The sequence below is a fragment of the Streptomyces sp. NPDC054841 genome (assembly GCF_053611045.1).
On the sequence record NZ_JBSGZO010000239.1, the window covers coordinates 1 to 12,982 of the forward strand.

A 12,982-nucleotide genomic window follows, 5' to 3' on the forward strand; every position below is an offset into this window, starting at 1 on the left:
CCCTCGTTCCTTCGCCACAGGATCAGCTCGAAGTGGCGAAGGAACGAGGGCGGGATTCCAGGATCAGGCCCAGCTGCCCTTTCCTCCTCCGGTTCCCAGGACGGTGGAGACAGCGCCTGCCTCGAAGTGACCCAGGAGTTTATGACTCTTGTTGAAGAAGTTGACGTTCACGTACAACGCTGTGGCGTTGTACTGGAAGGAGACGGTGTCGCGGTAAAGCGCGTCTATGTCGTCCGTGTAGATGTCACCGAACAGGGCGCCGCCACCGGCGCTACCTATACCGCCTGCGTTGCCGGTGAAGGTCTTCCCGTTCTTGACTGTGACCCCCCAGCGTGTGTAAAAGATGGCGCTGGCGACCTTGCCCGTTGCCGGGTACCTCGTCGCGAGGGACCGCAGAGCCTCCACCGCGGCGTCGATCTCGGGCTGCTCCATAATGCCGTGCATGGAGGTCGCGAAATCGTTCGCAATAATGTCGGGGCTCACTGCCCTCTGTGTCTTTTGCTCCGTCATTTTGCCCTCCTAATGCTTTTGGGGGCGCCGCCGCTGCGGAGGCACTTTTTTCAAACTACGTCGTCGACCATCGTCATGCGCGGCACACTAGGCCAAACGGGTGACGCTCGTTTATGACGGCTCGTAATCGCTGCGGTATTCCTGACGCAAAAGCAATATGCCGCGTGTGGGCTTGCCGCCAAGGAGTGATGGCTTGCCGCTCTTGAGCAATTCGACGCCCCGCCCGAGCCTTCACCGTCCTGGTCCGCGACCGCCGGGGTACCAGCCATCGATCGCACCACCCGCGCCATCCGGTTCAGCCGGGTTCACCGCCCAGTGGCGCCCTCCCGCTGGACCTGTCGCCCTGCGGCAACGACGTCGCGCATCTCCACCAGGAAGCGCCGCACCGTGGTCAGCTCCGCATCCTCGAAGGAACGCATGGCGACGACCATGTTGTTGATCAGCGGTCCGAAGAACGACCAGCCCATAGCGACGGCTTTGTCCTCCACCGCCAACAGGACCCGGCGGCGGTCGTGGGTGTCCCGTTCGCGACGGACAAGACCGAGCCGCTCCAGTCGGTCGATCAGGGCGGTGGTGGAGGCCGAGTTCAGCCCCAGCTTGCTGCCGAGCCGGCCTGGTGTGGCTGCGAGACCGGCCCGGTCGGCCTCCAGCAGGTGGATCAGTGCGCGCACGTCCGTGGGATGCAGCCCGTTGATGTCGGCGAACTCGGCGCCGAAGAGGTCGAGTTCGACCGTGATGGCTCGCAGCAGATGGACCAGTTGGAGAGAGGGGTCCTGGTCGTCCACGTGTTCCCTCCACGCTATTGTCTCGATGGTCGAGAGAGTCGATGGTCGAATGATTTCATGGAGGCGTCATGGATGGCGAAGCGGCCTTCTACGCGGCGTACGACGCCGTGTTGCGACGGTGGCCTGCGGATACCCGAAGCATCGACGTGCCCTCCGCCCACGGCACCACACGGGTCCATCTCTGCGGCCCCGAGGACGCCACCCCGCTCCTCCTGCTGCCCGGCGGCGGAACGACCTCGGCGGCATGGTTCGCCAACATCGAGGCACTCAGCCGCACTCATCGGGTGTACGCGGTCGACCTGATGGGCGACATCGGACGCAGCATCCACGATGGGGCCCCGCTACGCCGCGCCGCAGATCTGATGTCCTGGCTGGACGCGCTCCACGAGGCACTGAGGCTCGACGCAGCCCAACTGTGCGGCCACTCCTACGGAGCCTGGATCGCGCTGAACTACGCGCTGCACGCACCCCATCGGGTCAGCAGGCTCGCCCTGCTCGATCCCACCAACTGTTTCGCCGGTACGAGCCCCCGCTATCTGTTGCGCGCGGTGCCCATGCTGCTGAGGCGCACCGCGGAGCGCCAACGCGCCTTCTTCCGCTGGGAGACCGGGGACGCTCCCCGGGACCCTCTGTGGCGAGACTTCCTGGACACGACCGTCTCCGCCCGGCGGTCGAAGGTCGTCGTGATGCGACGACCCAAGGCTCAGGACCTGCGGGCTTGTGCCGTCCCGACCCTGGTGCTGTTGGCCGAGCGCAGCCGGGCACACGACGTGCGGCACGTCACCGCCGGCGCCCGCCGGCTCCTGCCGAACGCAACCCTCGCCACGCTGCCGGGCGCCTCCCACCACTCCATGCCGACCGAGCAGCCGACCGAACTCAACCGCCTGCTGTCAGAGTTCCTGGCATGACCGTCCGGGGCCGCACCCCGACCACTGCATGACCTCGCACGCTGCCGGGGCGATCCCCCGCCCGCCCTCCGCGCGTAAGCCGACGGACACATCGTGGCCGTTCCCGGGTGGGGCGGGCGTCGGTTTCTGGCCACCGGCCGTTGACAGCCTGCCCGCATGCCGGACATCCGCCTCCCCGTCGACACACGCCGCTGCCAGTTGCTGGGGCTGACCGGCTCGGCGGCTCTGGCGGCGGGCGGTGCGGCCGTCGGCGCCGTACCCGTACGGGACGTGCTCGCGCCGCAGTCGGGGCCCGCCGCGCTGGGTCTGGCCGCGGCGTACTTCGGGCTGGTGCTGCTGATCGCCGCCTGGGCGCTGCTCGGCCGGGCGGTCCGCGGGCCCGAGCCGCCGTCCCCCCGCACCCTGCTGCTCACCCTCGCCCTGTGGGCGGCGCCGCTGCTGGTCGCGCCGCCGCTGTTCAGCCGGGACGTGTACAGCTATCTCGCGCAGGGAGCGATGGTCGACGCCCAGATCGATGTGTACACGCACGGCCCGTCCCAGCTCGGCGGCCTCCTGACCGCCGAGGTCGCACCGATCTGGCAGCACACCCCGACCCCGTACGGCCCCGTCTTCCTCGGCTGCGCCGCCGCGATAGCCGAGTTCGCCCGTACCGAGGTGTCCACCGGCGTCCTCGCCATGCGGCTGGTGGCCCTTCTCGGGGTGGCGTTGATGGTGCTCTGTCTGCCGGCGCTCGCGCGGCACTGCGGCGCCGACCCGCGCACCGCGCTCTGGCTCGGCGCGCTGAACCCGCTCCTGCTGCTGCACCTCGTGGGCGGCGCCCACAACGACGCGGTCATGCTGGGCCTGCTGGGTGCGGGCCTGGTCGCGGCACTCGGCCGGTGGCCGGTCGTCGGCGCCGTACTCGTCACCCTCGCCGCGCTGGTGAAGGCCCCGGCCGCGCTGGGCCTGCTCGCCGTCGCCCTGCTCTGGGCCCGGCGGCTGGACGGCCGGTACCCGCGGCTCCGGGCCATCCTGGCCGTCGGCGGCACCTCCGCCGCCACCACCGCCGCGACGACCGCCCTGACCGGCACCGGCTACGGCTGGATCGCCGCCCTCGACACGCCCGTCTCGCCGCAGAACTGGTCGCTGACCTCCTCGCTCGGCCGGATGACCGGGGCCGTACTGACGGGCGCGGGCAGCGGCCTCGCCGAATTCGCGGTGCCCGCCTGGCACGTGGCCGGTCTCGCCGCCACCGCGCTCGCCGTGCTCGCGTTCTGGAAGCGGCACCATCTGCGCCGCCCGGTGTACGCGCTGGGACTCAGCCTGATGGCCGTCGCCCTCCTGGGGCCGGCGATCCGCCCGTGGTACGTACTGTGGGGACTGTTCCTGATAGCCGCCGCGGCGCCCACCGGCTCGGTGCGCCTGCGACGGGCTACGGCGGTGGCGAGCGGCATTCTTGCCCTCGCGGTACTGCCCAGCGGGTTCGCGCCGGACAATAATCAGCTTTTGATCGCGGTTGGTGGAAGCATTCTGGGGGTGGCGGCGCTGTGGTGCGCATACATGCTGACGGTGCGGGCAGCCAGGAAAGCCCCGCTGAACACGCCGGGCGACGGCCCGACGCGCGATACGCATCCGCTGGGCAGCACGGCATGAGGCTCCCCACGACCACCCGCAGCCGCGTCCTCGTCGCCCTGGCCATGTCGGCCGTGGTCACGTTCTTCCTGGCGACCGTGCCCTTCCACCGGAACTGGTTCGACCTCCACGTCTATTACGGAGCCGTCGACCACTGGATCGGCGGCGGGCCGATCTACGACTACCTCAAGCCGGGCACTCACTACGGCTTCACGTACCCGCCGTTCGCGGCGCTGTGCATGCTGCCGATGACCCTGGTCGGCTGGGACGGCGCGCTCGCGATCAGCCAGCTGATGAACCTCGCGGCGGGCGCCCTCATCCTCTATGTCTGCGCCGACGCGACGATCCGCCGGGAGAGCCGCCACCGGTGGTTCGCCTACTCCGTGGCGGCCTGCGCGTTCGCCCTGCTGGAACCGGTTCGCGACACGGTCAGCTTCGGCCAGGTCAATCTGCTTCTGCTGGCGCTGGTCCTGGCCGACTGCTGGCTGCTGACGGCCGGGCGGGAACGCTTCCCCGCGCTCGGCCGGCTGGCCGGAGTCGGCATCGGGCTCGCCGCCGCGATCAAGCTCACTCCGGCGATCTTCGTCTGCTATCTGCTGGTCACCCGGCGGTACCGGGCGGCAGGTGTGGCCACGGCTGTCGCGGGCGGGGCCACCGCGCTGGCCGCCTGGGTCGCGCCGACCGCGTCGCGTACGTACTGGACCGAGGCGATGTGGAACACCGACCGCGTCGGCTCGCTCGCCTATGTCTCCAACCAGTCCTGGCAGGGCATGCTGGCCCGGCTCACCGAGCCCGTCGCCGAGCCCAGCCGGGCGGTCTGGGCCATCGGCGTACTGCTCCTGCTGTGGCTGTGGGCCCGTCGCGCCCGGCAGGCCGTCGCCGCCGGCGACGAGCTGGCCGGCTTCGCCCTCACCGGCATCGCCGCCTGCCTGGTGAGCCCCGTCACCTGGGTGCACCACCTGGTCTGGCTCGTCCCGGCCCTGGCCGTCCTCGCCGACGCGGGACTGCGCGCGGCCCCGGGCGCGCCCCGCCGCCGCCGGCTGCTGACCTGGGCGCTGGCGAGCTACGCCGTCCTGTGCAGCAGCATGGTCTGGCTGTGGCGCTGGAACGACGGCGGCGTGCCCGGCTTCTTCGGCAGCAACGCCTACGTCTGGATATCGCTGATCCTGCTGCTCCTGCTTCCGCTCGGGCGGGCAGCGCGCGGGGACGGGCCGTACGACGGCGGGGGCCCGTCTGCAACGATGGGCGCATGCGCGCACGCTTCGAGGTCCCCCTCAAAATCGGTGCCGGCATCGCGGCAGTCGGCGCAGCCGGCATCGCCTACGCAGCCGGGTTCGAAGCCCGTTCCTTCCGGCTCAGGCGGGTGACGGTACCCGTCCTGCCGCGCGGGATGCGCCCGCTGCGCGTACTCCAGGTCTCCGACATCCACATGGTGAGCGGACAGCGCAAGAAGCGCGCCTGGCTCCAGTCCCTGGCGGGACTGCGCCCCGATTTCGTCGTGAACACCGGCGACAACCTGTCCGATCCGAACGGTGTCCCCGAGGTGCTCGACGCCCTCGGTCCCCTGATGGACCTGCCCGGCGTCTATGTCTTCGGCTCCAACGACTACTACGGCCCGACGCTGCGCAACCCGGCCCGCTACCTGCTGGAGAGGGTCCAGGGCCGCCACGGCCTCAACGGCAACGCCCCGGCGGTCGGCGTCGTCCACAACCCGTGGGAAGACATCCGGGACGCCTTCGACGCGGCGGGCTGGGTCGGCCTCAACAACGCCCGCGGCCGGCTCAAGCTCGAGAACGGCGTGGAGCTGGCCTTCACCGGCCTGGACGACCCCCACATCAAGCGCGACCGCTACGAATCGATCGCCGGCGGCCCGGAACCGGACGCCGACTTCTCCCTCGCCGTCGTCCACGCCCCCTACCTGCGCTCCCTCGACGCCTTCACCACCGAGGGCTACCCCCTGATCCTGGCGGGCCACACCCACGGCGGCCAGCTGTGCATCCCCTTCTACGGCGCCCTGGTCACCAACTGCGACCTCGACACGGACCGCGTGAAGGGCCTCTCCACCCACGAGGTGGCGGACCAGCTCTCCTACCTCCACGTCTCGGCGGGCTGCGGCACCAGCCGCTACACCCCGGTACGGTTCGCCTGCCCACCGGAGGCGACACTGCTGACGCTGACCGCGCGCGCCTGAACGGGGACCGATCGCGGTTGGCCCTGGTGAGGCCCCCGAAAAACCGGATTTCGTCTCCGGGCGCGGGTGGGCTAAAGTAAACGACGTCGCCGCGAGAGCGAGTGACATCGGGGTGTAGCGCAGCTTGGCAGCGCGCTTCGTTCGGGACGAAGAGGTCGTGGGTTCAAATCCCGCCACCCCGACAGCTGAAATACCAGGTCAGGGCCGGTCTTCCTTCACGGGAAACCGGCCCTGACTCGTTCCTCGGAGCCTCTGGGGAGTGAACGGGGAGTGGATCAAGGCGCGCGGTTGCTTCTTCGCTTGGGCTTCCCTGACAGCCTTCGCCTTCGCTGCGGCCTTCCTAAGGGCTGTCCCGTAATCCCCGGTGGATCAGCGCGCGGCGTCAGATGCGGTGCATCGCAAGGCGGAGGGTCGTCCTCATACTGGGCGTATTCGGGCGATCCGACAACGCAGCGAGGTGCCGTAGCTGTCGTCGTGCGCCCGCCGGGGATTACGGGACAGCCCTTAGCCGCCCGCTCCTTCTTCTTCTCCTCGAAGGCCGCCCTTGTTCGAGCCGCCGCCTCCTTCTGTCGCTGGATTCGGTCAGCGTCGGCCGGACGTACCCAGACGTGCGGATACTTGGGCGCTGGTGTCTCGCGTGGACGTGGGGCTCGCCGGGACTACTCCTCGCCGGCCAGCAGGAGTCGTTTGTACTTGCCCAGCTTCGGGCGTTCGCTTCTCGTTAGATGCTCGGCCAGCTGGTTCACCTCGTTCCATGCTGCGTTCCGCGCGGCTCTGGCGGCTGGCCAGTCGCGCTGAGATATCGCAGCCTTCAAGTCAGCCATGTGCTCGTCGAGCTTTCGCTTCGCCGCCTTCTCTCTCCTGGACAGGCCTGGAAGCTGCTTCTGCTTGGCTTGTCGAGCCTCCCAGTCAGGGCCGCCGGTGAGGAGGCGTGCGCGAGGGCGAGCTCTATGCGTCATTGGCTACTCCTGGGTCTGGAGCGTCTCGACGAGCTGGGAATCGTGATCCCGGAGGTCTGGGAGATGGGGCCTGGGGTTCTTGCCCTTGTTCGTGCCCTCGGCAATCCCAAGAGGACCAGCGGGCGACACCGGAGCAGTCGGCGCACTCGCGCACCGCTCCGGTCCGGCACATACAACGGGCCCGGGTTGCACCGGCGGCTGCCGACGGCGTCCCGCATGCCGTCATCGCCGCCGCCTCGGGTTGCACGGGTGGGGTCAGCACGTGGGGACGGAGCCCTCGGAGAACCCGGCGTTGCAGGTCTGGACGGTCTTGTTCCGGTCGTCGGCCGGCAGGTTGTCGTGCACGATCGCCCGGTCGGTGGTGTCGTCGGTGGCGAGATCGGCAGGAAGCCGCCGTTGACCCGGATGCCCGCTCCCTTGCCTCGGTGTGCGTCGCGAAAGACTTCGGGCAGAAATATCGCGCGCGGGCGAAATGCTTCGGTTGCTTCGTCGATCGCCGTTCTGCTGAGGTTGAGAGGTCCGAATATCCCGTGCGGGAACCGTGTTCGAGGGAACCCGCGCAACCTGATGAAAGGACACCAGAGTGACTTCTGCCGACGAGCGGCTCCCCGGTACGCGTCCCGAGCAGGGGCGCCAGTACGGACGTTCCGTGCGTCTGCGGTCGGTGCCGGCCGGTGTTGCCCTCGGCGACCAGTCGTACTGACGCTGGATTCGCGGGGGAGAAGCGCGGCGGCTGAGGGCAACGGAAACACCGGCAAGCCCGGTGGGGCCGGGCGCGAGGACTCCGGGCGGACTGCTCGAAGACGGTGCAGCCCGGTGGGAGGGTCAAGTCCCCCCAACGTTCCTTCGGGAGGGTCCGGGCTGCCGGCTGTGCTCCGGCGGCGAGGTCGCGGTGCCCGGCTGGGACCGGGTGGCGCCGACCTCGCGTGAAGCCGCCGCCGCCAGGCTCAGGACAGAGTGACGACAAGCAGGTGGGACGGTCTGTCGCCACGGCATCACGGGTTCGAGGACCACACAGGAGAGAGCAGCTGTGCGAGTCCTGGACGCCGGCGATCCGTCAGGCAGCACCGGCGGTCCACCTGCCAGAACAAGGATGGGATCGCGGTCTGCATGAAATCCGAAGGCTCCCGGGGGACACGCGGCGCGGAGGGGACCTCCATGGAGGTCAGCCGCTTCCTACGCAACCCGATCACCGTCGGCCGGAGGGGACAGGAGGCGGACGGAACGCCCGTGCCGCCCAGCCTTCCTCCCATCACCACGCCCGAGGAGTCGCGGCGGCGTCGCGAGCCGGAGGCGCCCGCTCAGGTGCCCGAGCTGCGGCACCTGGCCCTCATCGTGGACGGCAATCGGACCTGGGCGAAGGCGCGCGGCCTGAGCACCATGGAAGGCCACCGGGCCGGCGGCAACAAGGTCCTTGAGGTTCTCGACTGGTGTGAGGACTACGGCATCCGGACCGTGACATTCTGGGCGCTGTCGATGGCGAACCTGGACCGGCCGGCCGCGCAGCTGGACCCGCTGCTGGCGGTCATCGAGGACGGGATGAACTATCTCGCGGACGCCGACCGCTGGTCCGTCAATCCGATCGGCGCGTTCGACCTGCTTCCCCCACGTACCGCGCGGGCCATGCGAGCGGTGAAGGAACGGTCGGCGCAGTCCGCGGGGATGCGCGTCAACGTGGCCGTGGGGTACGGCGGGCGGCAGGAACTCGTGGACGCTGTCCGCCGATCCGTGGCCGAGCTGGCGGCACGAGGTCTCGGGGCCGAGGAGATCGCCGGGGCTCTGGACGAGCAGGCCATAGCGCGGCACCTGTACACGAGCGGGCAGCCGGATCCGGATCTGGTGATCCGGACCTCGGGTGCGCAACGCCTGTCCGGTTTCATGCCCTGGCAGGGCTTCCAGAGCGAGCTGTACTTCTGCTCCGCTCTGTGGCCGGATCTGACGCGCGATGACTTCGATGCCGCGCTCGAGTCCTACCGGCTGCGTTCACGTACCCGCGGAGTCTGAACGGTCCGCGCCCGGCGTCCTGCCGACTCGCCGGACCTGTTCGGCCCGCAGGGTGAGGAGTGCGGGTCGGCCTGTCACCAGCGCATCGAAGCTCCGCCGGTACGGGATGGCCTTCTCGGGTCGTCCTGTACGGGCGGGGCCTTGCTGCGTTGTCGGCTGCCGGACGCCGAGGGGGAGTTGGTGTCCGGTGCTGCCCGGCGTCGACGTCGGACGGGGAGCCGGGTGTCCCTGCGTCCGGTCCACCTGGTGCGGGGGTGGGGGCTGCTGGTCGGGGGGTTGTTGCGGCGTGGTGCCGGCCGTGCTGGTGGAGGCACCGCGGTCGCCGCCGGTGCCGCTCCGGCTGAGGGCGGGTCGGCGAAGGCGTCTTCCCGGTGGAACCGCCTCAGGGCGACCGGATCGCGCTGATTGTCGTGTGTGTCCACGTGTGTCGGCGATCGGGTCTTCGCTGTGGGCGGCGATGTCGGCGGTGGTCGAGGTCGCGATGCGTTCCGGCTTCGCCCCCGGGGTGCTTCGCCGTCCATGGCCGCCCGGCGTGCCGGACCTCGCCGGGTACTGCCCTTGGGCCTGGTCGGGGTACCCGCGGTGAGGGTCTTGGTGGGGGCGGGTCGGACGCCCTGATGCCCGATGGGGCCGGGTCCGGGTTCCGTGGTGAGTCGGAGGGTTCCGCGGCCCCGCCAGAGCCGCTCACGCCCACTTCACGCCGTGCTGGGCGAGCTGCGGCAGCTGCCCCGGGGTGAGCTTCGCGCGGCGGGTCGGCCCGCGACACCCGGGCTTCGCCTCCGCCGCGGCCTTCGCGGCCCCCAGCTCAAGGTCCGGCTCGATGCGGATCGCCGTGAGCAGATCCTGCTGGTCGGCTTCCAGGCCAGGGCAGCCGGCCCGCTGCGCCACGACCCAGCGGCCGAGCTGCTCGCCCTCGAACACCGTCTCCTCGGGCAGCTGCGCCCAGTCGACGCGGCCGCCGGGGCCAGCCACCACTGCCTGGTGTTAGGGATCCTCCGGACTGGGTGGTGAGTCTAGGTCCGGCTCTGCGGTGTCGACCGGCTACAGGGGTGGCTACCGACAGATTTGGTCCAGGTTCGGAAGTTTCGGTTGTCATGATGATCTCCCACTGTTGGCCTTGAACCGGCTTCGTCGGAGAACCGGCGGAGCGTCAACAGACGGGAAGAAAGCATGAGTTCTCGTAGCGAGCAGCCCAGCACCGAGCCCGCCCCGCAGGCTCGCTGCGCCCCGCGCTCGTAGCACGGGGCTCATGGCCGCGAGCGGCGCTCACGCCCTTCTCGGCAGCATGGCCGCCGCCACCGCGCAGGAAGCCGGAGAGGGCGCGGACGATCGGAACACCGGCGGAGTCTCGACCCTCGGCCAGGCTGGAAGGCACGTCACTGATCTTGGGCGCTCCACCCGATGGGGACTGCTGGGGCCGCGGCAAACCGGCCCCGCCGCTTCCGGACCGGAGCCCGCAGCGGCGACCCACCGTGCGGCGGTCGCCGGGTCGGCTGTGGGCGAACTGCTTGAACTGCAGGCGGCCGTCAACGTCGAGACGGTCGCTCGCACGCTTGGATCGGCCGTAGCGACATCACGTGAAGGTGCCGCCACCGGCGGCCTCAGGACGTATCGACAACAGGAAGGTGGGACGGTATGCCGCCAGGACACTACGGATTCGAGGACCACACAGGAGAGCAACTGCGTGTGTCGGAAGTACCGGCGATCCGCCAGGCCGCCACTCGAAGACTTGCCGGCCGGCACAACATCGAGATCGCGGTCTGGATGAACTCCGAGGGCTACCGGGGAACGCGCGGCGCACAGTGGAACTCCGTGACGGTCGGCCGTCTCCTCCGCAACCCGATCATCGCGGGCTTGAAGGCGCAGGAGGACGGCACGCTCGTGCCGACCGGTCACCCCTCCATCATCGACCCGGACCGCTGGCTGCCCGAGCGGGCCAAGGACGTCCCGCGCGGAGCGATGGTCCCGTTCAGCGCGGGCAGCCGCACGTGCATCGGCGACGTCTTCGGCCGGGCCGAGACCACCCTCACGCTGGCCACGATCGCCGCCCGCTGGAAGCTGCGGCCTGTGCCCGGCGCCGAGCCGCACACCGCCGTTCCGAAGGCCTCCCACGGCACAGGCCCGTATCCGATGGTGCCGACACCCCGACCGATACCCCGACCGGCACCGCAGCACCCGGCGGAGCCCGGCCGGCGGCGGGCGGGAAGCGCGGCATGACCGAGCACCTGCACCGGACGGCCCTGACCCGGCCCACCGCACTCGAGTCCATGGAACGCTGCCGGGAACTGGTCGACCCGGCCCTGCGCAGGACCGTCTGCGGGCTCCACCGCGACGTTCGCGACGTGGCAGCGTACGCGTTCGGCTGGTGCGACCTCGACGGGACACCGCGCGCGGCCGGCGGCGGGAAAGGCCTGCGACCCGCCCTCGCCCTGCTGACGGCCGAGGCCGTGGGAGGTCGGCCCGAGGCGGCCGTGGCCGGTGCCGTGGCCGTCGAACTCGTGCACGTGTTCTCTCTGTTGCACGACGACATCATGGACGGCGACGAGCAGCGAAGACACCGGGAAACCGCGTGGAAGGCGTTCGGGGTGGGGCGAGCGCTGCTGGCCGGAGACGCCCTGTTGGCCCTCGCGCTGGCGGCCCTGACCGAGAACGTCGGCCACCTGCCCCCGAACGCCGTCACCGCCGCGACCGCGCTGCTGGCGGACACCCTTGTCGAGCTGGTCAACGGACAGGCGGCCGACGCCGCCTTCGAACTGCGGCCGTGGACCGGACCCCGAGCAGTCACGGTCCACGAGTACACCAGCATGGCGGCGGGCAAGACCGGGGCCCTGCTGGGCTGCGCGGCGGGGCTCGGCGCCCTGCTGGCCGGCGCTCCCGCGCCGACGGTGGCCGCCATGACCCGGATGGGCCGCGACCTCGGCACCGCCTTCCAGGCCGTGGACGACCTGCTGGGGATCTGGGGTGACCCCGCCGTGACGGGCAAGCCCGTCTTCAATGACCTGCGGCGGCGCAAGAAGACCCTCCCGCTGATCCACGCACTGTCCGCTGGCGCGCTCGGACAGGAGATCGCCGAGCTGTTGGACCGCCCCCTGGACACCGCGGATGCCGAGTGGACCCTGCACCGGACCGCCGCCCTGATCCAGAAGGCCGACGGTGACACCCAGACCGCCGCTCAGGCCCGGCGCGACCTCGACCGCGCCGTGGCGGCGCTCGGCACCGTGACCACGCACCCCGGTGCCACCGCGGACCTCGTCGCGCTCGCCGAGTTCGTCGCCGACCGCCGCCACTGAGTTCCCCGCCAGCAGGTGCGCCACACCCCCCGACCGCAAGGAGAGCACCCCATGACGGCCGTCGCTCCCGGCTCACCCCCGAGCTGACCTTCCATCTGATAGCGCGGGGACCCGACTGGACCCTGCGCGTCGGGCTGGAAGGCCCGGTCGGGCTGAACCACCTCGACCAGATCACCGTGCTGGTGCGGGATGAGCCCGGCGTCGACCATCATTTGACGCCGGCCACCACCGAAAGCGAGCGCGCCGAGCTCGCCGAGGTGGTCTGCTCGCCGCCGCGGTTCACCCCCAACGTGGACGGCGTCGCCCTGCCCGGCCGTGAAACCGTCCTTCCGCGGCTGGAGCGTGGGGACTGCCGGCCGGCCCGCCGGCCGGTGAGGCAGCGCGGGTAGGAGACGCCGGGTTCGGCGTCTCCTACGGCCTCGACGAGGATGTCGTGCTCCCAGTTGTCGCCGAAGTCGTAGGTGTAGCCGAACCGCGCGCCGACGCCGGGTGCGATCTGGTCGAGGCGCACCGCCGTCGCGCTGCGGATCCCCAGCTCCCGATCGGTGACGCCGTACCGTTGCCCACCGGTCTCGAAGACCCACATGTGGTAGTCCTCCCACCCGAACGCGGCCTGGATCAGGTCGTGCAGCCGCCGCAGGTCCGTGCTCGACGGCACCTGTAGGCGACGCCAGATCGGGGGCCGGGAGCCGGACAGGGCGACCTTGACACCCCGACATAGATC

At 70.4% G+C, this 12,982-nt stretch carries 12 protein-coding genes and 1 tRNA gene; 8 read left to right on the forward strand and 5 right to left on the reverse strand.

Going from position 1 to position 12,982, the window contains the following annotated elements; all coding sequences use genetic code 11:
- Positions 1–63: 63 nt before the first annotated feature.
- Positions 64–510 carry a VapA/VapB family virulence-associated protein gene (locus ACWGI8_RS26895; RefSeq protein ID WP_453664683.1) on the reverse strand — a complete coding sequence of 149 codons (447 nt, stop codon included), beginning with the start codon at positions 508–510 and terminating at the stop codon, positions 64–66.
- A 305-nt stretch (positions 511–815) separates the two neighbouring features.
- Positions 816–1,295: a MarR family winged helix-turn-helix transcriptional regulator gene (locus ACWGI8_RS26900; RefSeq protein ID WP_453664684.1), complete on the reverse strand. Its 480-nt coding sequence runs from the start codon at positions 1,293–1,295 to the stop codon at positions 816–818.
- Positions 1,296–1,363: 68 nt separating this feature from the next.
- Between ACWGI8_RS26900 and ACWGI8_RS26905 the strand changes: the two genes are divergently transcribed.
- The 5 genes from ACWGI8_RS26905 (at position 1,364) to ACWGI8_RS26925 (ending at position 6,187) form a co-directional block, all read left to right on the forward strand.
- Positions 1,364–2,203, forward strand: a complete 840-nt coding sequence (locus tag ACWGI8_RS26905; protein ID WP_453664686.1) for an alpha/beta fold hydrolase — start codon at positions 1,364–1,366, stop codon at positions 2,201–2,203.
- 165 nt (positions 2,204–2,368) lie between these two features.
- Complete coding sequence (gene mptB, locus ACWGI8_RS26910) at positions 2,369–3,835, forward strand: polyprenol phosphomannose-dependent alpha 1,6 mannosyltransferase MptB (protein WP_453664700.1); 1,467 nt, start codon at positions 2,369–2,371, stop codon at positions 3,833–3,835.
- Complete coding sequence (locus ACWGI8_RS26915) at positions 3,832–5,181, forward strand: glycosyltransferase 87 family protein (RefSeq protein ID WP_453664687.1); 1,350 nt, start codon at positions 3,832–3,834, stop codon at positions 5,179–5,181. Before mptB ends, ACWGI8_RS26915 begins: the two co-directional genes overlap by 4 nt.
- Positions 5,064–6,005, forward strand: coding sequence for a metallophosphoesterase (locus ACWGI8_RS26920; protein WP_453664689.1), 942 nt, complete (start codon positions 5,064–5,066; stop codon positions 6,003–6,005). The genes ACWGI8_RS26915 and ACWGI8_RS26920 overlap by 118 nt, the downstream gene beginning before the upstream one ends.
- 108 nt (positions 6,006–6,113) lie before the next feature.
- Positions 6,114–6,187: transfer RNA gene (locus tag ACWGI8_RS26925), tRNA-Pro, on the forward strand.
- Positions 6,188–6,664: 477 nt separating this feature from the next.
- Here the strand turns inward: ACWGI8_RS26925 and ACWGI8_RS26930 are convergent.
- On the reverse strand, positions 6,665–6,964 hold the full coding sequence (locus ACWGI8_RS26930; protein ID WP_453664691.1) for a hypothetical protein: 300 nt from the start codon (positions 6,962–6,964) through the stop codon (positions 6,665–6,667).
- A gap of 1,158 nt (positions 6,965–8,122) precedes the next feature.
- Here ACWGI8_RS26930 and uppS point away from each other — a divergent pair.
- Positions 8,123–8,968 carry a polyprenyl diphosphate synthase gene (gene uppS / locus ACWGI8_RS26935; RefSeq protein ID WP_453664693.1) on the forward strand — a complete coding sequence of 282 codons (846 nt, stop codon included), beginning with the start codon at positions 8,123–8,125 and terminating at the stop codon, positions 8,966–8,968.
- A gap of 684 nt (positions 8,969–9,652) precedes the next feature.
- Here uppS and ACWGI8_RS26940 read toward each other — a convergent pair.
- Entirely contained in the window at positions 9,653–9,943 is a 291-nt protein-coding gene (locus ACWGI8_RS26940; protein ID WP_453664694.1) for a hypothetical protein, read from the reverse strand.
- Between the two features lie 660 nt (positions 9,944–10,603).
- Between ACWGI8_RS26940 and ACWGI8_RS26945 the strand changes: the two genes are divergently transcribed.
- Positions 10,604–11,185 (forward strand): cytochrome P450, encoded by a 582-nt coding sequence (locus tag ACWGI8_RS26945; protein WP_453664696.1) that lies wholly within the window; start codon positions 10,604–10,606, stop codon positions 11,183–11,185.
- Positions 11,182–12,258 carry a polyprenyl synthetase family protein gene (locus ACWGI8_RS26950; protein WP_453664697.1) on the forward strand — a complete coding sequence of 359 codons (1,077 nt, stop codon included), beginning with the start codon at positions 11,182–11,184 and terminating at the stop codon, positions 12,256–12,258. The genes ACWGI8_RS26945 and ACWGI8_RS26950 overlap by 4 nt, the downstream gene beginning before the upstream one ends.
- A gap of 208 nt (positions 12,259–12,466) precedes the next feature.
- Here ACWGI8_RS26950 and ACWGI8_RS26955 read toward each other — a convergent pair.
- Positions 12,467–12,982 (reverse strand): plasmid pRiA4b ORF-3 family protein (locus tag ACWGI8_RS26955; RefSeq protein WP_453664699.1); only part of this gene is annotated, 516 nt, incomplete at its 5' end.

Excerpts from the sequence above, each read along its gene's own strand:
- ACWGI8_RS26950 (WP_453664697.1), top strand. The coding sequence starts at position 11,182 with ATGACCGAGCACCTGCACCGGACGGCCCTGACCCGGCCCACCGCACTC.
- ACWGI8_RS26945 (WP_453664696.1), top strand. The coding sequence starts at position 10,604 with ATGCCGCCAGGACACTACGGATTCGAGGACCACACAGGAGAGCAACTG.
- ACWGI8_RS26895 (WP_453664683.1), bottom strand. The coding sequence starts at position 510 with ATGACGGAGCAAAAGACACAGAGGGCAGTGAGCCCCGACATTATTGCG.
- ACWGI8_RS26930 (WP_453664691.1), bottom strand. The coding sequence starts at position 6,964 with ATGACGCATAGAGCTCGCCCTCGCGCACGCCTCCTCACCGGCGGCCCT.
- ACWGI8_RS26915 (WP_453664687.1), top strand. The coding sequence starts at position 3,832 with ATGAGGCTCCCCACGACCACCCGCAGCCGCGTCCTCGTCGCCCTGGCC.
- ACWGI8_RS26920 (WP_453664689.1), top strand. The coding sequence starts at position 5,064 with ATGCGCGCACGCTTCGAGGTCCCCCTCAAAATCGGTGCCGGCATCGCG.
- uppS (WP_453664693.1), top strand. The coding sequence starts at position 8,123 with ATGGAGGTCAGCCGCTTCCTACGCAACCCGATCACCGTCGGCCGGAGG.
- ACWGI8_RS26905 (WP_453664686.1), top strand. The coding sequence starts at position 1,364 with ATGGATGGCGAAGCGGCCTTCTACGCGGCGTACGACGCCGTGTTGCGA.